Origin of the sequence: Rhizobium subbaraonis (assembly GCF_900220975.1) — a bacterium.
GTDB classification, from domain to species: Bacteria; Pseudomonadota; Alphaproteobacteria; order Rhizobiales; family Rhizobiaceae; genus Mycoplana; species Mycoplana subbaraonis.
This window is the reverse complement of the sequence record NZ_OBQD01000010.1, coordinates 1-20,591: the sequence shown is the minus strand read 5'-3', so window position 1 is coordinate 20,591 and position 20,591 is coordinate 1. Positions and strand designations below refer to the sequence as shown.

Annotated in this window: 34 protein-coding genes, 1 tRNA gene and 1 pseudogene; 10 read left to right on the top strand and 26 right to left on the bottom strand. The window is 63.8% G+C overall.

The genetic code is table 11. From position 1 onward, the window contains the following. The first annotated feature begins 67 nt into the window (after positions 1 to 67). Positions 68 to 745 (top strand): hypothetical protein, encoded by a 678-nt coding sequence (locus CRO48_RS16190; protein ID WP_141402064.1) that lies wholly within the window; start codon positions 68 to 70, stop codon positions 743 to 745. A gap of 156 nt (positions 746 to 901) precedes the next feature. Continuing rightward, entirely contained in the window at positions 902 to 1,294 is a 393-nt protein-coding gene (locus CRO48_RS16185; RefSeq protein ID WP_097140902.1) for a DoxX family protein, read from the top strand. A 12-nt stretch (positions 1,295 to 1,306) separates the two neighbouring features. Here the strand turns inward: CRO48_RS16185 and sugE are convergent, their stop codons facing one another. The 7 genes and pseudogenes from sugE to CRO48_RS16150 all read right to left on the bottom strand — a co-directional run bounded on the left by sugE (position 1,307) and on the right by CRO48_RS16150 (position 5,865). Then, positions 1,307 to 1,621 (bottom strand): quaternary ammonium compound efflux SMR transporter SugE, encoded by a 315-nt coding sequence (gene sugE, locus CRO48_RS16180; RefSeq protein WP_097140901.1) that lies wholly within the window; start codon positions 1,619 to 1,621, stop codon positions 1,307 to 1,309. A gap of 184 nt (positions 1,622 to 1,805) precedes the next feature. After that, the gene (fghA, locus tag CRO48_RS16175; protein WP_097140900.1) at positions 1,806 to 2,639 is read right to left on the bottom strand and encodes an S-formylglutathione hydrolase; all 834 of its coding nucleotides are present in this window, start codon (positions 2,637 to 2,639) and stop codon (positions 1,806 to 1,808) included. A gap of 23 nt (positions 2,640 to 2,662) precedes the next feature. Then, positions 2,663 to 3,323: pseudogene (locus CRO48_RS16170) on the bottom strand (DUF1345 domain-containing protein). Beyond that, complete coding sequence (locus tag CRO48_RS16165; protein WP_097140899.1) at positions 3,320 to 3,793, bottom strand: YaiI/YqxD family protein; 474 nt, start codon at positions 3,791 to 3,793, stop codon at positions 3,320 to 3,322. Before CRO48_RS16165 ends, CRO48_RS16170 begins: the two are co-directional and overlap by 4 nt. Next, complete coding sequence (locus CRO48_RS16160) at positions 3,790 to 4,251, bottom strand: GNAT family N-acetyltransferase (RefSeq protein WP_097140898.1); 462 nt, start codon at positions 4,249 to 4,251, stop codon at positions 3,790 to 3,792. Before CRO48_RS16160 ends, CRO48_RS16165 begins: the two co-directional genes overlap by 4 nt. Further along, positions 4,248 to 5,375 (bottom strand): S-(hydroxymethyl)glutathione dehydrogenase/class III alcohol dehydrogenase, encoded by a 1,128-nt coding sequence (locus CRO48_RS16155; RefSeq protein WP_097140897.1) that lies wholly within the window; start codon positions 5,373 to 5,375, stop codon positions 4,248 to 4,250. The genes CRO48_RS16160 and CRO48_RS16155 overlap by 4 nt, the downstream gene beginning before the upstream one ends. 82 nt (positions 5,376 to 5,457) lie before the next feature. Beyond that, a complete protein-coding gene (locus tag CRO48_RS16150) occupies positions 5,458 to 5,865 on the bottom strand; it encodes a helix-turn-helix domain-containing protein (RefSeq protein ID WP_097140896.1) in 408 nt (135 codons plus the stop codon). 218 nt (positions 5,866 to 6,083) lie between these two features. Here CRO48_RS16150 and CRO48_RS16145 point away from each other — a divergent pair, with 218 nt between their 5' ends. Both CRO48_RS16145 and CRO48_RS16140 read left to right on the top strand, forming a co-directional pair. Continuing rightward, positions 6,084 to 7,028 carry a DMT family transporter gene (locus CRO48_RS16145; protein WP_245423549.1) on the top strand — a complete coding sequence of 315 codons (945 nt, stop codon included), beginning with the start codon at positions 6,084 to 6,086 and terminating at the stop codon, positions 7,026 to 7,028. A 126-nt stretch (positions 7,029 to 7,154) separates the two neighbouring features. Next, a complete protein-coding gene (locus CRO48_RS16140) occupies positions 7,155 to 8,426 on the top strand; it encodes a zinc metalloprotease (protein WP_097141106.1) in 1,272 nt (423 codons plus the stop codon). A 24-nt stretch (positions 8,427 to 8,450) separates the two neighbouring features. On the opposite strand, the gene lipB is transcribed toward CRO48_RS16140, so the two are convergent. Beyond that, positions 8,451 to 9,167, bottom strand: coding sequence for a lipoyl(octanoyl) transferase LipB (lipB, locus tag CRO48_RS16135; RefSeq protein WP_097140895.1), 717 nt, complete (start codon positions 9,165 to 9,167; stop codon positions 8,451 to 8,453). A 193-nt stretch (positions 9,168 to 9,360) separates the two neighbouring features. Here lipB and CRO48_RS16130 point away from each other — a divergent pair. Then, a tRNA-Leu gene (locus tag CRO48_RS16130) sits at positions 9,361 to 9,445 on the top strand. 124 nt (positions 9,446 to 9,569) lie between these two features. Continuing rightward, positions 9,570 to 10,916 (top strand): DUF6538 domain-containing protein, encoded by a 1,347-nt coding sequence (locus CRO48_RS16125; protein ID WP_176526786.1) that lies wholly within the window; start codon positions 9,570 to 9,572, stop codon positions 10,914 to 10,916. Here CRO48_RS16125 and CRO48_RS16120 read toward each other — a convergent pair. The 18 genes from CRO48_RS16120 to CRO48_RS16050 all read right to left on the bottom strand — a co-directional run bounded on the left by CRO48_RS16120 (position 10,876) and on the right by CRO48_RS16050 (position 17,731). Continuing rightward, on the bottom strand, positions 10,876 to 11,094 hold the full coding sequence (locus CRO48_RS16120; RefSeq protein ID WP_141402063.1) for a hypothetical protein: 219 nt from the start codon (positions 11,092 to 11,094) through the stop codon (positions 10,876 to 10,878). The two genes, CRO48_RS16125 and CRO48_RS16120, sit on opposite strands and share 41 nt — an antisense overlap. 76 nt (positions 11,095 to 11,170) lie before the next feature. Further along, the gene (locus tag CRO48_RS16115) at positions 11,171 to 11,404 is read right to left on the bottom strand and encodes a hypothetical protein (RefSeq protein ID WP_097140892.1); all 234 of its coding nucleotides are present in this window, start codon (positions 11,402 to 11,404) and stop codon (positions 11,171 to 11,173) included. Continuing rightward, a complete protein-coding gene (locus tag CRO48_RS16110; protein WP_097140891.1) occupies positions 11,382 to 11,684 on the bottom strand; it encodes a hypothetical protein in 303 nt (100 codons plus the stop codon). The genes CRO48_RS16115 and CRO48_RS16110 overlap by 23 nt, the downstream gene beginning before the upstream one ends. Beyond that, positions 11,681 to 11,887: a hypothetical protein gene (locus tag CRO48_RS16105; protein ID WP_097140890.1), complete on the bottom strand. Its 207-nt coding sequence runs from the start codon at positions 11,885 to 11,887 to the stop codon at positions 11,681 to 11,683. The genes CRO48_RS16110 and CRO48_RS16105 overlap by 4 nt, the downstream gene beginning before the upstream one ends. After that, positions 11,877 to 12,065 (bottom strand): hypothetical protein, encoded by a 189-nt coding sequence (locus tag CRO48_RS16100; RefSeq protein WP_097140889.1) that lies wholly within the window; start codon positions 12,063 to 12,065, stop codon positions 11,877 to 11,879. Before CRO48_RS16100 ends, CRO48_RS16105 begins: the two co-directional genes overlap by 11 nt. Further along, the gene (locus tag CRO48_RS16095; protein WP_097140888.1) at positions 12,062 to 12,307 is read right to left on the bottom strand and encodes a hypothetical protein; all 246 of its coding nucleotides are present in this window, start codon (positions 12,305 to 12,307) and stop codon (positions 12,062 to 12,064) included. Before CRO48_RS16095 ends, CRO48_RS16100 begins: the two co-directional genes overlap by 4 nt. Further along, entirely contained in the window at positions 12,304 to 13,221 is a 918-nt protein-coding gene (locus tag CRO48_RS16090; protein WP_097140887.1) for a DUF5131 family protein, read from the bottom strand. Before CRO48_RS16090 ends, CRO48_RS16095 begins: the two co-directional genes overlap by 4 nt. Continuing rightward, positions 13,214 to 13,612, bottom strand: a complete 399-nt coding sequence (locus CRO48_RS16085; RefSeq protein ID WP_245423548.1) for a hypothetical protein — start codon at positions 13,610 to 13,612, stop codon at positions 13,214 to 13,216. Before CRO48_RS16085 ends, CRO48_RS16090 begins: the two co-directional genes overlap by 8 nt. A gap of 40 nt (positions 13,613 to 13,652) precedes the next feature. Further along, on the bottom strand, positions 13,653 to 14,696 hold the full coding sequence (locus tag CRO48_RS16080; RefSeq protein ID WP_097140885.1) for a hypothetical protein: 1,044 nt from the start codon (positions 14,694 to 14,696) through the stop codon (positions 13,653 to 13,655). Continuing rightward, on the bottom strand, positions 14,683 to 14,907 hold the full coding sequence (locus CRO48_RS16075; protein WP_097140884.1) for a hypothetical protein: 225 nt from the start codon (positions 14,905 to 14,907) through the stop codon (positions 14,683 to 14,685). Before CRO48_RS16075 ends, CRO48_RS16080 begins: the two co-directional genes overlap by 14 nt. Next, positions 14,904 to 15,062 (bottom strand): hypothetical protein, encoded by a 159-nt coding sequence (locus CRO48_RS32235; RefSeq protein ID WP_176526785.1) that lies wholly within the window; start codon positions 15,060 to 15,062, stop codon positions 14,904 to 14,906. Before CRO48_RS32235 ends, CRO48_RS16075 begins: the two co-directional genes overlap by 4 nt. After that, a complete protein-coding gene (locus tag CRO48_RS16070) occupies positions 15,062 to 15,814 on the bottom strand; it encodes a hypothetical protein (protein WP_176526784.1) in 753 nt (250 codons plus the stop codon). The genes CRO48_RS32235 and CRO48_RS16070 overlap by 1 nt, the downstream gene beginning before the upstream one ends. After that, entirely contained in the window at positions 15,811 to 16,146 is a 336-nt protein-coding gene (locus tag CRO48_RS16065; RefSeq protein ID WP_097140883.1) for a hypothetical protein, read from the bottom strand. Before CRO48_RS16065 ends, CRO48_RS16070 begins: the two co-directional genes overlap by 4 nt. Further along, positions 16,143 to 16,349, bottom strand: coding sequence for a hypothetical protein (locus CRO48_RS16060; RefSeq protein ID WP_097140882.1), 207 nt, complete (start codon positions 16,347 to 16,349; stop codon positions 16,143 to 16,145). Before CRO48_RS16060 ends, CRO48_RS16065 begins: the two co-directional genes overlap by 4 nt. Before the next feature lie 6 nt (positions 16,350 to 16,355). Next, on the bottom strand, positions 16,356 to 16,532 hold the full coding sequence (locus CRO48_RS32230) for a hypothetical protein (RefSeq protein WP_176526783.1): 177 nt from the start codon (positions 16,530 to 16,532) through the stop codon (positions 16,356 to 16,358). A gap of 4 nt (positions 16,533 to 16,536) precedes the next feature. Then, positions 16,537 to 16,698, bottom strand: a complete 162-nt coding sequence (locus tag CRO48_RS32225) for a hypothetical protein (protein ID WP_176526782.1) — start codon at positions 16,696 to 16,698, stop codon at positions 16,537 to 16,539. 15 nt (positions 16,699 to 16,713) lie between these two features. Continuing rightward, entirely contained in the window at positions 16,714 to 16,899 is a 186-nt protein-coding gene (locus tag CRO48_RS16055) for a hypothetical protein (protein WP_097140881.1), read from the bottom strand. A gap of 193 nt (positions 16,900 to 17,092) precedes the next feature. Further along, the gene (locus tag CRO48_RS16050; protein ID WP_097140880.1) at positions 17,093 to 17,731 is read right to left on the bottom strand and encodes an XRE family transcriptional regulator; all 639 of its coding nucleotides are present in this window, start codon (positions 17,729 to 17,731) and stop codon (positions 17,093 to 17,095) included. Positions 17,732 to 17,823: 92 nt separating this feature from the next. Here CRO48_RS16050 and CRO48_RS33480 point away from each other — a divergent pair, with 92 nt between their 5' ends. The 4 genes from CRO48_RS33480 to CRO48_RS16030 all read left to right on the top strand — a co-directional run bounded on the left by CRO48_RS33480 (position 17,824) and on the right by CRO48_RS16030 (position 20,449). Then, on the top strand, positions 17,824 to 18,033 hold the full coding sequence (locus tag CRO48_RS33480; protein WP_097140879.1) for a helix-turn-helix transcriptional regulator: 210 nt from the start codon (positions 17,824 to 17,826) through the stop codon (positions 18,031 to 18,033). 336 nt (positions 18,034 to 18,369) lie between these two features. Next, positions 18,370 to 18,855, top strand: coding sequence for a hypothetical protein (locus CRO48_RS16040; RefSeq protein WP_245423547.1), 486 nt, complete (start codon positions 18,370 to 18,372; stop codon positions 18,853 to 18,855). Next, a complete protein-coding gene (locus CRO48_RS16035; protein WP_097140878.1) occupies positions 18,855 to 19,100 on the top strand; it encodes a hypothetical protein in 246 nt (81 codons plus the stop codon). Before CRO48_RS16040 ends, CRO48_RS16035 begins: the two co-directional genes overlap by 1 nt. Continuing rightward, positions 19,100 to 20,449, top strand: coding sequence for a TRM11 family methyltransferase (locus CRO48_RS16030; protein WP_097140877.1), 1,350 nt, complete (start codon positions 19,100 to 19,102; stop codon positions 20,447 to 20,449). Before CRO48_RS16035 ends, CRO48_RS16030 begins: the two co-directional genes overlap by 1 nt. Positions 20,450 to 20,591 lie beyond the last annotated feature (142 nt).

The window sequence follows — 20,591 nt, the reverse complement described above, 5'->3', positions numbered from 1 at the left end:
TGCATTTTCGATGGATAGGCCGCTTTACCCTTTCCAGGAAATGCTGCAGCATTCGGATGCAATTTTCATGCTGATGCCCTTCCTTCGTGCATCGTTCGCCGCGCTGGCGATGCTCGTATTTTCCGCTACCGCCCACGCCGAAACGCTGAAGGATATCCGCAAGGTTTCCGTGGCAGCCGACGCTTCCGTTTCGCCGGTCGTCAGGAAGCTCACTGCACAGCAACTGCAGCGCGCCGCTAGATCGACGCGCCGGCCGGTTGCCGTGCCGCGGGTCGTGATGGACGTTCGACTGTCGAACGAGGTTCGTGGCGGCGGTGCGCAGGTCGGCCGCAACTCGGCGGACGTCACCGTCGTGCTGAGGGACGGCTCGGGCGCGCCTGTTTCGAGCGAACGCTTTACGGTCAACAGCTTCATGACAGGCAACAAGGCCGCCGACCGCGCGCTGGCCAACGCGATCGCGCAGCGCGTGGCAATCGCCTACAGCCTTGCGCCGGTCAGGGCGGCACCGGTGGCACGCAACCGTCCGGCCAAGGCTCAGCGTCCGCATCGGACGGCCTCTTCGAAGGCCGCCGCGTCGACGTCTCCGAAAAAGCCTGCCGCAGCCGCGAGCGAGCCGGTCATCATTCCGAGCGAGGCGGCGCTGACGGTGCGCCCGCGCGTGCGCAAGCCGAAGACGGAAGCCAATGCGAATGCCGGCGCGGTGCCGGCACCCTGCGTCGTCACCGCGACGACGCGCTGCAACTGAGCAGATCTCGACAAGAGGCGACCTGCTTATTACAGCTTGGGCACGTCGGAGGGCGGGGCGCCGCTCGGCATGGCTGTCTCTTTCGCTCTTGATCGCTCCCCAGTGAAGGCGGGATAATTCGCCTTCTGGCGGTGCCATCCGCGCAGGGAGGTGAGCATGACGATTTCGAAACGCCTTTCCCTCTATCAGCCGCAAGCGCTGGCGGCGTTGCGCATCATGACGGCGCTGCAGTTCATCGAGCACGGCACGCAGAAATTCTTCAATTTTCCGCCAGCGGCCCAGCCGTTCGGGGACCTGATGAACCTGATCGGGGTTGCGGGCGTGCTGGAAATCGTCGGCGGTGGTCTGCTGCTGATCGGCCTGTTCACCCGTCCGGTCGCCTTCGTGTTGTGCGGCTTTATGGCGGTTGCCTATTTCGTCGCGCACATGCCGGCGGACTTCTGGCCGGTGAACAATCGCGGCGACGCCGCGATCTCCTTCTGCTTCATTTTCCTTTATCTGGTCTTCGCCGGGCCGGGCGCTTTCGCGTTAGACAACCGGCGAAGCTGAGAGACTGGACCGTCAGGCTGCGAACTTCAGTCCCATGATGCCGGTGACAATGAGGGCGATGCAGCCGAGACGGATCGCCGTCACCGGCTCGGCAAAGAGTACGATGCCGAGGATGACGGTGCCGACCGTGCCGATGCCGGTCCACACCGCATAGGCGGTGCCCATCGGCAGGTTGCGGACGGCGAGGCCGAGCAGCACGATGCTGACGATCATGGCGGCAACTGTCAGGGCGGTGGGAAGAGGCCTGGTAAAGCCTTCAGTATATTTGAGGCCGATGGCCCAGCCGATTTCGAAGAGGCCGGCGAGTACGAGCAATGTCCAGGACATGTCCTGCTCCGTTTGAAAGGAGCGGGGCCGTCCCCGCGATCGTCACCGCAACGCCTTCGACGTTGAGGCAGCAGCCGTCTGCTGGCCGTCTATATCGCCATCCGGGTGTCGAATGGCAAGAGGCGTCCGCGCAATGCGGTCATGCGCGGGCGCCATGGCTTTCCGTCAAGGTGCCGCAGCCGCCTCACGCAAGACGGGCGGCGTGCCACTTGAGGTGATCGTCCATAAAGGTTGAGATGAAGTAGTAGGAATGGTCGTAGCGCTCGTGCATGCGCAGCGTCAGGCCGATGTCGGTGCCCTGGATCGCCTCCTCGAACAGCCAGGGGCGCAGTCCGTTTTCCAGGAATCCGTCCGCCTTGCCCTGATCGATCAGGAATTCCGGGAAACGGGCTCCGTCCTCGACCAGTGCGCAGGCGTCGTACTGCCGCCAGGCCGCCCGGTCGGCGCCAAGATATTTTTCGAAGGAACCGGAGGACCAGTCGGCAGTCGAGGGCTGGACGATCGGGGCGAAGGCCGAGCAGCTCTTGAAGCGGTCGGGATGCTTCAGCGCGATCGTCATGGCGCCGTGCCCGCCCATGGAATGGCCGAAGATGCCCTGCCGGTCCATGTCGACACGGAAATGCTGAGCCACGAATGCCGGCAGTTCCTCGGTGATGTAGGTGTACATCTGGTAGTGTTCGGCCCAGGGCTTCTCGGTGGCGTCGAGGTAGAAGCCGGCGCCCTTGCCCATCTGCCAGTTGGTCAGTTCATCGGGGACGTCATTGCCGCGCGGGCTGGTATCGGGGCAGACGACGATCAGGCCAAGTTCGGCGGCCATGCGGCGATACTCGCCCTTCTCCATGACGTTGGCATGCGTGCAGGTCAGCCCGGAGAGATACCAGAGGACCGGGCAGGGTTCCTTGATCGCTTTCGGCGGAACGAAGACGGCGAACGTCATCTCGCAATTGGTGGAAAGCGCATCGTGGGCGAAGACGCCCTGCATGCCGCCGAAGGCCTGATTCTGGGAAAGGACTTTCATGGGAACTCCGAAATGTTGGGTAGTCACGAGGCGAGTGCGACGGCCGCATTGACTGCGGCCGCGACCAGCACGGTGTTGAAGAAGAAGGAAACGATCGCGTGCACGACGTTGAGCTTGCGCATCTCGGTCGTGGTAATGGCGACGTCCGAGGTTTGGGCCGTCATGCCGACGACGAAGCCGAAATAGAGAAAATCGTAGATGCCGGGCGAATCGGTCTGCGGAAAATCGAAGCCGCGCTGCACCGGCTCCAGCTTCCTGCCGCCATGCGGGCGCCAGTACATGTGCGCGTAATGGACGGACGCCATGGTGTGGATGGTGAACCAGCCGAGCACCACCGAAGCGAAGGATGCCGACATCCAGCGGATCGACCGCGCCGGCCTCGTTGAGAACGACGAAGAGGGAGGCAAGCGAGATGGCGAAGGCGCCGATAGTCACCGCAAGGATGATGGGAGCCGGCGCGTCGCTGTCCAGCGCATGGTTGCGCAGATAGGCGCCGGTCAGAAAGGGCAGGCGGTGCGCGATCAGGGCCAGGTACAGGGTGAAGAAGGTGATCGCGCCGAGTTGTGGGGCGATCACCGCATGCAGCCAGAGTGCTGCCGGCAGGACGATGAGTGCGGCGATCGCGGCTATGTAGAAGGGGCGGTGGCGTCCGCGTGCGGTCGGGGAGACGGGCGGCGGGCTCATGGCTGGCCGGTTTCCTGGCTGCCGCCTTGGGCGGACTTGGCGCGGCGGCACAGCCGTTCCAGCGTCTCGAGGAAGGCCGAACGGTCGCGCGGCGAGAAGGCGGCGTTGTAGCCCTTGCTCTCGCCGGTTTCGCGCAGGTGCTGGCCGAGGTCGCGCATGGCAGTCGCCATGCCGATGTTGGCCTTGTCGAAAAGCCGTCCGGTAGGCCCGGTCACGAGCGCGTCCTTGGCCACACAGCGCCCCGCGAGCGGAACATCGGCGGTCACGACGATGTCGCCAGCCTGTACGTGATCGACGATCCAGTCGTCGGCCGCATCGAAGCTTCCCGAGACGATGACGTTCTTCACCATCGGATCGCGCGAGGGCCGCAAGCCGGAGTTGGCGACGAGCGTCACGGCCAGGCCGTGGCGTTCGGCGACCTTGAGAATTTCCGGCTTCACCGGGCAGGCATCTGCATCGACGTAAATCACTGAACAGGCCTCAACATGTCCACATGCGGGATGCCGTCTTCAAGGTATTCCGCGGAAATCGGCTCGAAGCCGAAGGAGGCGTAGAAGCGCTGGAGATGGCTCTGGGCAGACAGCTCGATCGTCTCGTTCGGATAGGCCTTCTGGCACTCCGCGATGGCCTCGCGCATCAGGGCTTCGCCGAGCCGTTTTCCCCTGTGGTCGGGCGAGACGGCGACACGGCCGATGCGAGGATGGGCGTCCGGCGTCGGCCGCCACAGGCGCGCGCAGGCAAGGAGCTCTTCCCCGTCCAGCAGGCGCAGATGCAGGCAGTCCGGATCATTGCCGTCGAGCTCGGGATAGGGGCAATTCTGCTCGACGACGAAGACGTCCACCCGCATTTTCAGCATGGCATAGAGTTCGCGTGCGGAGAACGCGTCGAGCCTCCGCACGTCGACCGTATAGGGCAGGGTGGCCGTCAATAGACGACGACCCCACGGATGCTTTCGCCCTTGTGCATCAGTTCGAAGCCGTTGTTGATGTCTTCGAGCGGCATGGTGTGGGTGATCATGGGATCAATCTGGATCTTGCCCTCCATGTACCAGTCGACGATCTTCGGCACGTCGGTGCGGCCGCGTGCCCCACCAAAGGCCGTGCCCATCCAGTTGCGGCCGGTGACCAGCTGGAACGGGCGCGTCGAGATTTCCTGGCCGGCGCCGGCGACGCCGATGATGACCGATTTGCCCCAGCCGCGATGGCTGGCTTCGAGCGCCTGGCGCATGACCTTGGTGTTGCCGGTGCAGTCGAATGTGTAGTCGGCGCCGCCGATGAGGTCGCCATTGCGCTTCGTCATGTTGACGAGATAGGGCACGATGTCTTCGCCGACTTCCTTCGGATTGACGAAGTGCGTCATGCCGAACTTCTCGCCCCATGCCTTGCGGTCCGGATTGATGTCGACGCCGATGATCATGTCGGCGCCGGCAAGCCGCAGGCCCTGCAGCACGTTCAGGCCGATGCCGCCGAGGCCGAAGACGATCGCCGTGGAGCCGATCTCGACCTTGGCGGTGTTGATGACGGCGCCGACGCCGGTCGTGACACCGCAGCCGATGTAGCAGATCTTGTCGAAGGGCGCGTCCGGGTTGACCTTGGCGAGCGCGATCTCGGGCAGCACCGTGTAGTTGGCGAAGGTGGAGCAGCCCATGTAGTGGTGGATTTTGTCCTTGCCGATTGAGAAGCGCGAAGTGCCGTCGGGCATCAGGCCTTGGCCCTGCGTGGCGCGGATCGAGGTGCAGAGGTTGGTCTTGCGCGACAGGCAGGAATAGCACTCGCGGCATTCCGGCGTGTAGAGCGGAATGACGTGGTCGCCCTTCTTTAGCGAGGTGACGCCGGGGCCGACATCGACGACGACGCCTGCGCCTTCATGGCCGAGGATCGCCGGAAACAGGCCTTCGGGATCGGCGCCGGACAGGGTGAAGTCATCGGTGTGGCAGATGCCGGTGGCCTTGACCTCGATCAGCACCTCGCCGGCCCGCGGGCCTTCCAGCTGTACGGTCATGATTTCCAGCGGCTTGCCTGCCTGAACGGCGACGGCTGCACGTACGTCCATGATTTTTCTCCTTATATGACGATGGAATCTCTCGGGCGCGGACCATTGCAGAGCGCAGACGGCTACTCAAGCCCGATATTGATCAATCTTCCTTGTGGCGGCTGCGCATCGCAAGACTGGCAATCTCGGCCTCGAGGGCTTCGATCGCGCGGCCGGTCTGCTCGTGCAGCATGCGGATCTGGTTCAACTGCTCCAGCAATGGCTTGGCCAGTTCGTCGTTGGGCGAGGGTGCGTCGCCAATGCCTGCGATCAGCCAGGACGGAGACACTCCCAGAACGCCGGCCAGCATGAAAAGCGCGCTCGTGCGGGGTTCGGCGTGGTCCCGCTCCCAACTGCCGACGGTGTCTTCGGGAAGCCCGAGACGGGCCGCCAGTTCGGCAAGCGACATGTCCAGCGCATCGCGCGCATGCCAGATGCGGCCGCCGAGCGTGTCCCCATCGGCGCGGCGGGAACGAAAGGGAATGGGCCGGTCGTCGCCGGTATTTGCCATGACGGCCTCCGTTGTCGTTACGACAAGCTTATGGGGCGGCTCCTTGCTTTTCTACCCCAATTGCGCCGCGCGTGGCACAGGCGCCGACGAAGGCCCTTCGAAACCGGGGCTTGACCACGTGGCGGGCCGTGCTGTTGAAGAGCGCAGTGAGCGGGGGCCTGCGATTGCGACCGCACCGACGCTGCCGCCGGCTGCGGCAGCAATTCTGGAAGATGCACATGCAGACGTCCACGGCGGATCATTTGAGGCAGCATATCATGCAGGGCATGGGGCTAATGGCGTTCGCCATGCTCATCCTGCCGGGCATGGATGCGATCGCCAAATACCTGTCGACCTATGGCGGCATGTCGCCGGGGCAGGTGACGTTCTACCGCTTCTTCTTCCAGCTCGTCTGCACGCTGCCGCTGTTGCTGACGGTCATGGGACGGGATGCCTTCCGGGCGAAGCGCCCCTGGCTCAACATCCTGCGCGGGGTGTTGCACGGCGCGGCGAGCCTGCTCTTCTTCATCGCGGTGAAATACATGCCGCTGGCGGACGTCTTCGCCATCTATTTCGTCGAACCCTTCATCCTGACGGCGCTGTCGGCCATCTTTCTCGGGGAGAGGGTCGGCTGGCGGCGCTGGCTTGCGATCGTGGTCGGTTTCGGCGGCGCGCTGATCGTCATCCAGCCGAGCTTCGCCGTCTTCGGCTTCACCTCGCTGCTGCCGGTCGCCTGCGCCTTTCTGTATGCCATCTACATGTTTCTCAATCGCGCGGTCGGCGAAGGCGATTCCCCGCTGACGATGCAGACGATTTCCGGATTCGGCGGCATGATGTTCATGGCGGCGGCGCTTGCGGTCGGCAACCTCGGCGGGGTCGAGGATTTTGCGGTTTCCCTGCCGGATTCGCCGCTTACGTTGACGCTGCTTCTGATCCTCGGCTCGCTGTCGGGTTACGCGCATCTGCTCGTGGTGCGGGCCTTCCGGCTGGCGCCGCTGTCGCTTTTGGCGCCGTTCCAGTACTTCGAGATCATCTCCGCGACGATCCTCGGCTATGCGCTGTTCGGCGATTTCCCCAATGCATGGAAATGGGTCGGCATCGCCATCATCGTCGCCTCCGGTCTCTTCATCATCTGGCGCGAACAGAGGGCGGCGCGGACGCGCGAGACTGCGGCGGCCGGTTGACGACCGTACCGTTTCGACACAGAACCGCCCCCCGAGGCCGACACTTTGCCATGGCCGGCGCGGCGCTTTCTTAAGATTTACGCAATAGCGTGATCTCGGGCCAATCGGGCGGAATGGAGCGTGTCCGTGTCGACGACCTTGTCCGTGATCATCCTGCTAACGATCAATCTCGGTCTCGTCTGGCTGCTGATGGCAGCCCCGCTCGGTCGGCGGACGCTACGGCTGCACCGGAAATTCGACGCCGAACCCATGAGGGTCTGGTCGGCGGTCTTTCCGCTCGGGCCGCATGCCGACTGGCACCACGCCGTTCTGTCCAGCCAGCGTATCGGTTCCGGCCGCGTCAGGCAGGCCTTTGCCCATCTCGACCGGAGGGGGCAGCCGATAGAGCGCACCCTCGAGGTGAAGAATGTGTCGGCTCATGCGGGAACCCGCATGGGGTTCATGACCCGCGTCGTCGACGACAGCGCGCTCGATCCTTCATTCTGGCAACACTTCCAGGAGCGGCGCTCGGTGTCGGCGGCAGCAGGCGGCAGTCTGTTGACCGTCGAGCAAAGCGACCGCTATCGTGGCGTCGCTTTCCTGCTCTACCGCTATTTTGCCCTGCGGCGCGAGATCGGCGCGCTGGAGCAATGGCTGAACCAGGGGCGATCGGAGCCGAATGGCCTCTTCGAACGGCCTGTCGTGCAGGCATCGCTGGCCGTTCTCTCCACTCTTCTACTCTGGCCCTTCTTCGGGCTCGACGTCCACGGGCTGATGCTGTCGTCCATGCTGACGATGGTCATCGTCCTGCATGAATTCGGGCACATGGCCGCCTACCGGGCGTTCGGCCATCGCGGCGTGCGGATGATCTTCGTTCCGCTTCTGGGCGGCATCGCGATTGGCGGACGTCCGTACCATTCCACCTATGAGATCGCGTTCTGTGCGCTGATGGGGGCAGGGGTTTCGGCACTGCTTGTGCCACTCGTGGTGATGATCGAGCGACTGCTGGCGCAATCATCGGGCGCGGCGGCGGGGTTCGCCAACCCGGCCCTGGTGTTTCTCGTCATTCTGGGAGCATTCAATCTCTTGAACCTGCTGCCAATGCAGCGGTTCGATGGCGGCCAGGTGCTTCGGCAGGTCTTTTCGTCGCGTCGAACGCTCGCCATGGCGAGTTTCGGCGTGGCTCTGGCCGTGCTCTGCGTGGGATGGCGCATCGGCCTGCCGGCGCCAGCCCTCGTTGCCGGACTGGCCGTGTTCACGCTCCTCAGCATGCTGGGTCGCGGCAGCAGTGTCCGGCCGCGTCACGCGCTGGTGCCGATGACCGGAAACCAGCGTCTGCTGGCGGGATGCGGCCTCTATGCTGCGGTTGTCATCCATGGTTATGCGATCGTGCACGCCTGCGACCGCTTGTTCGGCTGATCGCCGCGCGCGTCCCAGTCGGAATCAGTCGATCGGCGCCACGGGGCCGAATATTTTACCGAAAGATGCCTTCAGACAGAGGTCGGCATCGTCCATCGTCACCGGCAGGCCGAGATCGACGAGGCTGGTGACGCCATAGCCGCGGATGCCGCAAGGCACGATGCCGCTGAAATGGTCGAGATCCGGGTCGACGTTCAACGAGAGACCGTGGAAGCTGACCCAGCGCCGCAAGCGGATGCCGATCGCCGCGATCTTGTCTTCTGCCGGCGAACCGTCGGGCAGCGGCGGGCGTTCCGGGCGGCGGACCCAGACCCCGACACGATCCTCCCGACGTTCGCCGCGGACGTTCATCTGGTCGAGAGCGTCGATCACGACATCCTCCAGTGCGGCCACGAAGGCGCGCACGTCTTGACGGCGGCGCTTGAGATCCAGCATCACATAGGCCACGCGCTGGCCGGGGCCATGATAGGTGTATTCCCCGCCGCGCCCGGTATCGAAGACGGGGAAGCGGTTCGGATCGACGAGATCGGCGGCATCGGCGCTCGTGCCGGCTGTGTAGAGCGGGGGGTGCTCGACGAGCCAGACAAGTTCGTCGGCTTCGCCGGCGGCGATCAAGGCGGCCTCGCGCTCCATTGTCTCAACGGCGACATCGTAGGGTACGAGCCCCGATTCCACCCGCCAGCGGATCGGCGGCGAGCCCGGAACGGCGAGCATGGATTTTTCGAGTTCGGCGCGCTGCATATGGCAATCCCTTCGACCTTTCTCTGCCAATATAGGCGGGATGATGCAAGGATTTCAGGGGGGAAACGAGCCATTCACAGGGTCTGTTGAAATTGTTGTTTTTCTCGTCAGATTTCTGTCGCAATGGCCTTGTGCACCCAAAATGCTTTTGCTACATGCACCCCCGTCGGCGCAAGTCGGCACCTACCACGATGCGGTCGTGGCGGAATTGGTAGACGCGCAGCGTTGAGGTCGCTGTGGGGCAACCCGTGGAAGTTCGAGTCTTCTCGACCGCACCATTTGGCTTTTGGTCAAGCAATTGTTTTTCCTACGTAAAACAATCATCCCCCTCGTGGGGAATTGACGACCTCCCAAAATTTGCACTACAGAATGCACCGCAACGCTCTTTTGGAGAGGCACGCGGTGGCGCGCAAGGCAAAGCAACTGACGGTCGCCCGCGATCCTATGCGCTATCTCAAGGCGCGGGGGGCGAAGTGGCATTATGTCCGCCGGGTGCCGGCGCATTTCGCCCATATCGACGGGCGCGGCACGATCCAGATCTCACTCAAGACCTCTTCGCTCGATGTTGCGCAGCTTCGCCGTGATTCGCTGGAGCGGGCCGACGAGCTTTTGTGGCAGGGGCTGTCTCTTGAGCATCCGGACAACGGATCGCAGGCGCGATACCAGGCTGCGAAGGCCAGAGCGATAGCCCTCGGCTTCGAATACAAGGCGGTTGCGGATCTCGCTGAAGGCGGCGACACGGCCGAGATCCTGCGGCGGATATCGGTCGCGGGGAACTCTTCGGCTCGCGATCAGGACGCCCTGTTGGGCGGTGAGGAGCTTCCTGCCCTGACTGTGCGCCGCGCCATGGATACCTACCTCGACGAGATCGGGAAGGACGAGACGCGGGGAATGAGCCCGGCACAGCTCGCCAACTGGCGCAAGGTGAAGTTGACGGCGGTCGACCGGTTCGTCGAGGCAGTCAGCAACAAGCCGCTTCTCGACATCACGCGTGCGGATGCGATCAAGTTCCATGGATGGTGGATGCGCCGGATCGAGAACGAAGGTGTGTCCGGCAGCACGGCCAACCGCCGCTTCGGCGACCTCCGCAAGCTCTTTCGCGAATATACGCGCTACCACGCGCTCGACATCAAGAACCCCTTCGACGGCCTGTCCTTCAGCAATCCCAAGGCCCTGCGGCTGAAGGTCAAGCCCTTCGACGCTTCCTTCGTCGAGGAGAAATTCCTCTCCGCCGGGGCGTTCAAGAACCTGAACCGGGAAGCGAAGCTCATCCTGCTGACGATGATCGAGACCGGGTGCCGGCCGTCCGAGATCTGCAACCTGCGCCCCGAGCAGATCCACCTTGATGCGCCGGTGCCCTATCTCGAGATCATCTATCGTCCGGATCGCAAGGTGAAGACGCAGAACAGCGTGCGCGATATCCCGCTGGTCGGGGTATCCCTGGAGGCGATGAAGCTGGCTCCGAAAGGCTTCCCGCGCTATGCGGACAAGGAAACCAATTTTTCAGCTGCGGTGATGAAGCATTTGAAAGACCGCAAGCTTCTGCCTTCGAAACATCATCGCGCTTACTCGCTGCGGCATACATATGAAAAGCGGATGCTGGAGGCTGGCTTCGATGACGAATTCCGCCGGCGCATCTTGGGCCATGACACCGACCGGCCGGAGTATGGCGACGGCGGCGCGCTGTCCTGGCGCCGCGACAAGATGCTTAAAATCGCGCTTCGCTACGATCCGTCGATTCTTGCGTGAATGCCAGTGCTGCGGCAAGGCGGGACTTCTTGCTCTGGCATAGGGCAAGTTCGCGTTCCAGACGCTCGAACAGCGGCCAGAACTTCTCTCCGTTCGGATGCTCCTGCATGATGCGTGCAAGCGTGGCCATGCCTTCGCGGATCTGCTTTTCCGTGACGACGGGAGGGCGACGGCTCATTTCCGCTTCCTCCATCTGTCAAATTCCGCCCGTAGCGCGCAGCCCATGGGGGCGGAGAAGAGAATCGGTCGATCGGTCACGACTGCACCTCGCCACCTTCGATCGCCGGGACCGTCTTTGCCTTCTCCGAGAGATAACGCTGCGTCTGGACAACGAGGCGGAGCCCGCTGAAGATCTGCTTGGCGATCTCCGCGCGAACTTTCGCCTCCGTGACCGTGATCCCGCCCATGCGGAGCTCGACGAGATCCTGATGCAGCCCGCGAATGATCGCGGGCACGTCGAAGGCGCTACCGATATCTCCGGTTTCCATTCTGGATCTCCCAGGTCAGGCAATTGGTGATCGCCGAGAACTGCCTCAGCGTGTGATAGTTCTGGCGGTTGAAGACGGGGCCGCTGTTTGAGACCGAGCCCCATCGCCTCGTGCATGCGCTGCAGATGGGCTCGCGCTCGTGGGGGCGAAACGATGCGCGTTGCCAGCGCGTTGGTGTTTCGATCTCCTTCTCACAAAGAAGGCAGACGAACAGGATCTCGCGCTCCGGCTGGGGCTTCCGCGTCACGACGATATCGAAGTCGATGGGATCGTCGGTCATAGCAGCGCCCCTCGCATCTGGTCGGGCTTGCAGTCTGCGCAGAAGTGCAGCCACTTGCCGGCGCGGCGGGTGATGTGCCAGCCTGCGGCCTTGGCGTCGGCTATCATCACGTCGAAGTCATCGGCGCCATAGGTGTTCGGATAGGAGGCGGGGCAGCCGTCGCAGCAAACCTGGCGCTCGCGGTCGAGGGCTTCAATCGTCAAGCGTTCCTCCCTTGGCAAGGTAGACAGTGAGGCAGGACTTGATGATGATCCAGATCGACAGGCCAAGGGCGCACGCGGCGAGACCGTGCTCCTGATAAAGGCCATAGGCGAGCCCGTAGCAGAAAAGATCGGAGGGGGAATATATTGGTCGCAGAAAGACGCGGAGGATGCGGTTCATGGGGCCATCTCCAGCAAGCCGTCCTGTCCGGCCTCGACGATGGCGACCAGGTCGTCGGCGAGCGCTTCGGCGACAAACAGCGCCTCGGCGCGGTTGGCGGCGCGGTTATTGATCGTTGCGGCGGAAACGCTGATGATTGCGGCGAAAGCGTCTACGTGCTCGCAGCCATTGAGAACGGCGCAGATGGCGGCGGCGATCTCCTGCTGGTGCGGCGTCAGGATGTGATGCTTCTCCGTCGTCATCGGCGCACCTCGGGGAAACCGTTGTGCTCGATGCCATCCAGCAGGCGGCCGGCTTCCTTCTTGGTGGCCGGGATCATGTAGCGGCCGTTGCAGTCGGACGTCTGCTTGTGCGATCCCCACTGCTTGAACAGGAAGGGTACGCCGGCTGCGGCGCACTGGTCGCGCAGGCTCTCGGCCCATTCCGGCTGCATCGGCCGGGCGCCGTGGCCGCTCTCTCCTCCGACGACGACCCAGTCGAGTATGTCTATGTGGCGGGACAGGTCGAGCGACCCGAGCAAGGGTTCTGCGGACGTCCAGCGGACTTGCGCCGGTGTCTCGCGCAGGAGGGGCAGGCGCTCATCCGCGCGCTTCTGATCCTCGACCGATGCGCCGAGCCAGACATTTGGCAGTGGCCATTCCATTCCTGCGGCCATTACGAGACTACGATGTCTGCCGTGGATGTCTTCATTCCGCCAATCCGGAGCAAAGCGGTTCATCGCGCACGCCGCTTCCGCCCATGCCACTCTCTGGCGTGCACTGTCGCCGTAGAGATATCCCCGCATGCGCTCCGGCCGCTTCGTCAGCACCTGGAAGGTGTGCTGCGGGCAGAGCGCCATCACGGCGAAGATCTGGTCAATCCATTCGTCGGGCACGCCTTCGGCGAAGAGATCGCCATGGGCGCAGACGAAGATCATGCGCGGGCGTTTCCAGCGCAGGGGCTGGTCCAGCCATTCGCGGTTGAAGCGGACTTCGCCGGTCCAGACGGGGCCGGCCTTGCTGTCCTTCGTCAGGCCGGTGCGGCTCGGGTGATGGCGAAGGCGCGTGCCGGCGAGCTTCATGGCGTAGCAATTGGTGCAGCCGGGGGAGACGATGGAACAGCCGGTGATCGGGTTCCAGGTGGCGTCGGTCCATTCGATCTTGGTGTTGTCAGCCATAGACGTTGCTCCTGGCGGCGAGGACGGCTCGGGTTTTCCCGACGAAGTCACGGAAGCGGAGATCGCAGAAGCAGTCGCTGATCTGGAGATAGAGGGCGTACTTCGCTGCGCTTGCAGACTTGGCCGGGACGATCGAGGTCGTGCCTTCATAGGTGACGGCGTAGGGTCGGTGCGGATCGCCGATCGCCTTCAGGTGGGCGGAAAGTGCGCGGCGTCCCTCCTCGTTCACAGCGAAGAAAGCCATGTCGCCTGTACGGCCGGCCGGCTCCCAGTAAGGAGATGCGAAAAAGTCCGCGGCTTGCTGTCCGGTCGCGTCAGTCGCGAAGTGGTTCCGGAAAGTGGGGGCCAGTGGCTCGACCGGGCGGCCCAGCGCATGGTCGATATGGTCCATAGCCTTATCTTTGAGATAGCGATTGACGCTGGGGTTTGCATTAGACATCGACCGGACCCTCGGATGTCGCGTTGGGGTGATCGACGACGACGTCCTCGTCGTTGCGCGTGTGGCTGAAGGTCCGACACGTGAAGGTGAGGCCGTTGGCAAGCTGCCATTCGTCGCAGGCGCGCTTGATGCGCTCCTCGAGATCCTTCTCGATTTCGGGGGCGACCCTGAAGAATGGGCCGTCGTCATACTCGCCGGCGGCGCGATCGCTGTCGGCGACGTTGTCCTCTGCGCGCTCAATCAGTCGATCGCTTTCGATCCAGTCCGCGAGCCGAAGCGGGTCTTGGCGCGCCTCGACGATGTGGAAATTGAGCGTCCAGGCGCCGACATCATCCTCGCCCTCGCCAAGGCAGTCGTTGATGGCGGCCTGAATGATCGCCTCCCGGCTGGCCTCGGGGCCGACCGTGCACCACTCCTCGGTGCTGCCGGCCCACCATTGCCAAGGGCCTTCGGTCGCGATGCTATCAATCGCCGTTGGTGCTGCGGGTGCGTCTTCGTCGAAACGGTATGTGCTGATCGGCCCGTCGCTGGGTTCGCCGGTTTCAAGATCAACGACCGGTGATCCTTCAAGGCATGCGGCGTGGCACGTGCCCATTTCTATGTCGGAGGCGCATAGATCGGTGGGCTTGAAGGCCTCGGCGCAGATCGGGCATCTCTCCCCCTCCACCCCCGACGATGCCGGGGAGGTGGCGAGGGCTTCACCAGAAAGGAATCGCCCCATCTCCTCATAGTCGGTCGTATCCCAGATTGCGCCGACGCCGCCGCACTCAAAGCAACCGCCGCCGAGGTGGCACTTGAGGATGCTGCTATAAGGGCCAAGCGGCACTCCTTCGTTAGTCTCGTGGCATCCGGAGCAGCTGCGCCAGACGCCCTTGCCGTAGGCGATAGCATCGGCAACGCCGTCCAGCTCCACGGGGAGGGTTTCCCTATCGTCCAGCGCCGCCGAAACGGCTGCTACGAAATCGGGGTATGCGCTGATCGGCTCGTGCCTTAATGCCTCGCGCACGTCCTCGATTGTCCTCTCACTGACCTGCATCATTGTTTTCCTCATTGGCTGCGGCTACCTTCCGGCGAGCGAGAAGGGCGATGGCATCATCGATGGTGTCGCTCGTCATGCAGAAGTCGGCGCGATCATTGCCGGGCGTGCGGACGAGGACGGTGATCAGCGCGCCCGGTTTGAAGTGCGACAGGATCTCGTCCATGTGGCGGGCGACGTCGTGCTGGACTTCCAGCAGGAGCTGGCTCACGAGCGGACCTCCCGAACGAGCTTGATCTTCTTCACGAAGCTGCCGGGGCGTTCTTTGCGGGCGCGGGCCTCGGCAATCAGGCTGTTACCGGCCTCAATGTCCATGCTGGTGCCGTCGTGAAAGTGAACGCGGAAGGTGGGGAGCGTTTCGGTCATCAGTAGCCCCTCGCCGGATTGTCGCAATAACCGTCGCGGTCGTAGTGCCGGCTGCTTGGCGCCGGGGCGCCGTCACCAATTGCTGGCATGTGACCGCCCCGAGCGAGCGCGGCGCCGGCCGCGCGAAAGGCGGCGGTGAGCTTGGGGAGGCGCGCGACCATGGTCGCAGCGAAGTCCCAGGCAAAGACGCGCTCGCAATAGTCCTGCGCTGCGGCAGACAGTTCTGGCGCGGACGTGTCATCGGTGCGGTTGTGCTGGGGGAGTTCGATATCGAACCGACGCGAAACGGCATCGAGATCGTCGAACTGCATGATATCCGTGCCGAGATCGGGGCGCAGATACATGAACTGGCTCTTGCGATTTTCCGCCATCGGGTGGCGAACGGTGTATTCCGGCCAGAACCGGCCGTAGCCAGCGGAATCGTACGGCGTCGTGAAAGGCACACGATTCTCGACGATCCACTCGTCGAAGGGCATCGCTACACTCTTGCGCATGGCCTCGACATAGGCGGAATCGTGGTCGCCAGCGAAGGTCCGCAGGAACTTGTACAGGCTCCACAGGCGCTCGACCGGCTGACGGACGATGCCGACCTTCTGCCAGCGGTCATAACCCGCCGGGACGCCATCGGCCTCCATGTGGCGATAGAGAAGGATCGAGCGGGGATAGCGCGCGGCTATCGCCCGCCGCAGCGAGCCGGAGCCGGTGCGCGGCACGAGAATGATGATCGTCTTCAATTCGGGAACGAGAATCATGCGCCGCGCCTCGCTTCCAGCATGCGGGCATGCATCGTCACGTAGGGAAGGCGGATCGGCTTGATGACGAGTTCGCCCGTGTTGCTCCGGACGTTGCGATAGACGACGATCTTGCCGTCCTCTGGCCTGACGGGTGCCTTGCCCTGGGTGCGCCAGCGCTCGAGGCGGGTGCCGACATAGCTGCGCAGGCGAGCCTCGTCGGCGCCGAGCTCGGCGGCGATCATGGCGACGCTCTTGCCGGAGAGGACGCGGTTGCGGATCTCGGGCTCGTAGGCGGCGGGAACATAGATCTGCTTCGGGCCGCCGAAGGGGATTGCGGATGTCTTCGTCATGCGTGCAGCTCCGCAGGGAACAGGACGGGGTGCAGCACGCCCATGCCGATGGCAGGGTCGTCGGCGCGCTTGGCGAAGAACGCGGCGGCGGCTTCGGCAATCGCCAGCTCGGCAAGATCTTCGACGCGGCGATCCAGTTCCTCGGCTGCCTGGCGCAGGCGCGCCTCGGTGGCGGCATCGAGCCTTGAGGTGATGTGTGTCATCGGATTTCAGCTCCGGAAGAGGATGAAGATGGAGAGGCCGACGACGAGCGTCGGCAGGAAGAGGTACATGAGCCGGTTGCTGATGCGGTCGGCGCGGGCGCGGGCGGCGATCAGGCTGTCGATGCGAGACCAGTCGGCCTCGATGCGCTCGATCGGATAATGGGGGAAGCGGTGTGTGCGCATCGGCTCACGCTCCGAGAACGAGAACGCCGGTGAGGGCGAAGGCCAGCAGCCCCGCAACCGTCAGAAGGGCGAAGCGCTGGATCTCAAGATTTCTGATCCGCAGGCGGGACAGGTCTCGCTCTGCGCTGCGCGGCCGGATGGCGTAGTCGCGGGGTTGCTGGTGCATGGCGGCAGCCTCCGATCAGGCTGCGCGGGCGAAGATGTTGGCGGCCTCGGCCATGGCCTCCTCGCCGAACTTCTCGATGTCTTGCGGGGAGTGGCCGCGGCGGATGAGATCCCTGGCGATCGCGCCGTCGCCGATATCGACGAGGTCGCGAGCGATGGCGGTAATGCGGGCCTTCTCTTTTGCGGTGCGTGTGGTCTGCATCGTCATTCTCCATTGTTGGGGTGAATGAGGCCGGGAAGGGTGGGCCGCCGCCTGGGAGGAGGAGACGCGGCGGCCCTGCTCACGGCCTGAACGAGACGCATAATATGCGCAAACGGATATTCGTCAACATAAAAAAATGCGCAAGCGGATATCGGTTGCGCATTCCTTTGTGCCCAATATCGCGCCGGGCGCGCTATGCCAACTTAAGGCGCCCTTGGATTCCGCCCTTGCGCTCGATCGACTTTAGCGCGTTGCGCGGAAGAGTGGCGAAAATTTCACCTATCCACTCAAGGCTCACGTTCTCGATAGGGGCGGCATTCCACGACATCAGATTGATGCCTGGGTTTCCTCGCATGATCGTCTTGATAAACCGACGCCCGTCGGATGTTCTCACGGCCGCGTCTTCCCCGTAGAAGGCCTCAATCGGACGCTTTTGCTCCCGGTAGCAGACAATTACATGCCCGTCCTTATAGACTGGAAGCATTGAATCTCCGCGGACTTCAAATGCAATCATCTCGGCTGGCAAGGGGAATGGGACGATCACGTGAGAGATGCCATCCGGCGGCACCTGCTCGAATTCAGGCATTATTTCCGCGCCAGCTCCTATGAAGCCCATGACGGGAATCTCCGTTCCCTCATCTGTCGCGTGCTGCTTTTGGACGAGCGTCTCATACAGCTCGTTGATCGCGTCTCGGCGATGTCCTTCCGGTTCAGCCGAGCCAAGCCAGCGGTTCACTGTTGACTGCGAAACGTTAAGCTCTTCGGCGAGCTGCATCTGTGTCTTGCCAGTGGCAGCCATAATCGCGCGGATTTTATCGGCAATCTTGATCATGGCGTCACGCTAAGACGAGAAGGCGAAGAAGAAAAATCCGTTCCCGGATAAAATCCGCTTGCAGATAATCCGTTTGCGCATATTATCCGCGCATGTGCACGTTGAAGCTTATCCGAACAAAAGTGTTCAGGGTCACCCAAGCCGAGATGGCTGAAATCGCCGGTGTGACCCAGGCGACGGTCTCGCGTTGGGAGAATGGCGTTTCGCCATCTCTCGACGACATTCGGGCTATCCGAAAAGCCGCGTTGGAGCGTGAGCTCCCATGGGAAGATGGTTTGGTCTTCGAAGAGGCGGCCGAATGAAAGCAGCCCTCTCGCACGTCTCATTTCTGCAAGGCGCAGTTCCCCTCTGGAGCGCTCCTCCCAGCCGCCTTGCATCTTCGTGCCGGAGCTGGCGGGCGTTGCCTGCCGCTCCGGCGCGTCTTTCCAAACCTTTGCTCTTCCGTGCGCTCCCGCGTTTGGCGCGGAAGCCGGCGCCCGGCGGACGGCGGACCTCGATGCCCGCCGGGCGCTTCCGTTTTCCTTCTCGATTGGCATGCGGGCCTACGTGATCTGACGGCTCAACCCTAAGCGCGCATTGCGGGCGCTGCAGTGAATCCTTTCAACCAAATGTTTCCTTGCATTTCGCGGGGTGTTTTCGTGCGCCTGATTTCCGAAGAAATGATCCTGTCCCTCAAGGGCGTGACCGATGCCTGCTACCGGCTGGGCGGCGGGGTGGCCTCGTTTGCCCTGCTGACCCGCGTCGGCGTTTCCACGCTGGTCAAGTATGCCACGCTCGGCGAACGCCGGGGCGACGGCAGCCATGAACACGGCGCCACGCTGATCCCGGTCGATATCGCCGTCGAGGCGGATCTTCGCGCCGGCTCGCCGATCATCACTTCGGAGATGGCGCGGCACCTGGGCTTCCGGCTGGAGCCGCTGGCCGATCGCATCGCGATCGAGGCGCCGCTCGCCGAGGCGGACGTGCTCGCCATCATGGACAAGGCGACCGACGTCTGGCGGATGGCGCGCTCGGCCTTTGCCGATGGCCGGATCGACGCGATGGAGCGGCGCGAACTGAGCCAGCAGATCCGCCGCATCATCCGCGCGGCCGAATGCGTGCTGGCCCGTCTGGAGGCGCTGTGATGCGGGCCGCCTCTGCCTCCCGTTCGACCATCCTGCAGCCGATCTCGCTGCGTGCGCGCAACATCGTGCGCCGGGCCGGCGCCAGCGCGGACAAGACGTTTTTCAGCGTCAGCGTCGAGGACGAAGAGCCGATCGCCGAGGCGGTCGCGGCCGGATATCTCGTGCTCCTGCGCGGGCATGCCGATGTCTGGCGGATCACCGCGCGGGGCGAGGACTATCTCACCCAGTTGAGGGGTGCGCACTGATGGGCGCGCCGAAGCTTTCCCCCGACCAGACCGCCATTCTGGATGCCGCCGTCAAGGGCGGCCATTTTCGTTCGCAGACGCAGGGGCAGCGGATCAAATGCCGGGCGCTGAACGCCAAGGGGCTGCTGCGCCGCGATCCGAAGGACGGGGACGTGTGGTATCCCGCCGAGGCCGTGAAGCCGGCGGCGGCGGAACCGGTTGCCGCAGTGCCCGCCGTCGTCGCCGAGCCGGAGGCGGATGCGCCGCGGCGCACCGGCTCTGTCGAGATTGTCTCGATGCTGGTGACGGCGGCCCGGCTCTTCGACGAAGGCGACATCCAGAAGGCACGCGTCATCGCCGACGGCGCCTATGATCTCAGCCAGGCCGAGGCGCGGTTTGCCGCCAAGTACGCCGCGACGCGGGCGCTGGTGCCGAAATTCCGGCAGCTGCAGGGCGATGCGCTGCTGATGGAAACGCGGTGCAAGATGGAGCTGGCCCGCGCCTATGACGCCGCGCAGCAGGCGGGTTCCGCGGCGAAAAAAGGCCGGCCGAAAAATGTCGCAGGTGAGGACATTTTCAAACAGGCCGACGCGGGGCTGACGCGGCAGGAGATTCACGAGGCGCGCAAGCTCGTAGCGGCGGAAGAAAAGGCGCCGGGCATCGCCGAGCGGGCCATCGCCGCCCGCGTTGCCGCCGGTCTCGCCCCCACGCGCGCCGGGCTGCGGGCTGCGATCGGCACGCGGTCGGCGACGAAGGAAGAGCGCGGGCACAATCTCTACGAGACGGGCGCCGAGGCGATGCATGTGCTGCTGGCGCTGGAAGAATTCTCCCCCACGGTCTTGGAGCCGGCCTGCGGGCGGGGCGCCATCAGCCGCATGCTCGAGGCGGCCGGCTATTCCGTCGTGCTCTCCGACCTCGTCGACTACGGCACGGCGGATGCGAACGGTGAGCTGCAGGCCGTCATCGATTTTCGGGAGACGAAGCCGGGCGAAGGCGAGTGCCACGACATCGTGACGAACCCGCCTTATGGCGAGGCGCTGAATTCCTTCATTGCCCACGCCCTGCGGGTGCACCGGCCGCGCAAGATGGCGCTGCTGCTGAACTCGAATGCCTACTTCGGCTTCGAGGACCCGGATCGCACCTACATCATGGAAACGTGCCCGCCCGCGCGCAGGTACGCTTTCTCCCGGCGCCTGCCGATGATGCATCGCGACGGCTGGGACGGCGAAAAGGCCAGCAGCCAGATGAACACCGAATGGTTCGTCTGGGAACGGCAGCCTGACGGAAGCTACGGCAACACGACGGTTTGCAAGCGTGTGTACTGGCCGGACTTCATGCCCGTCGCTGCGGAAAGCGAGGCGGCGGAATGAGCATCGGCCGCACCTTTCCGGAAGCCACGATCGAGGCCGGCGGGCGGCGCGCGAAGGCGCTGCAGATCACCTGCGCGGAGTGCGGCGCGGTCGCCTATTTCGCGCATCAGACCGGCAAGAGCCGGAAGCCGCCTGTCGCGGC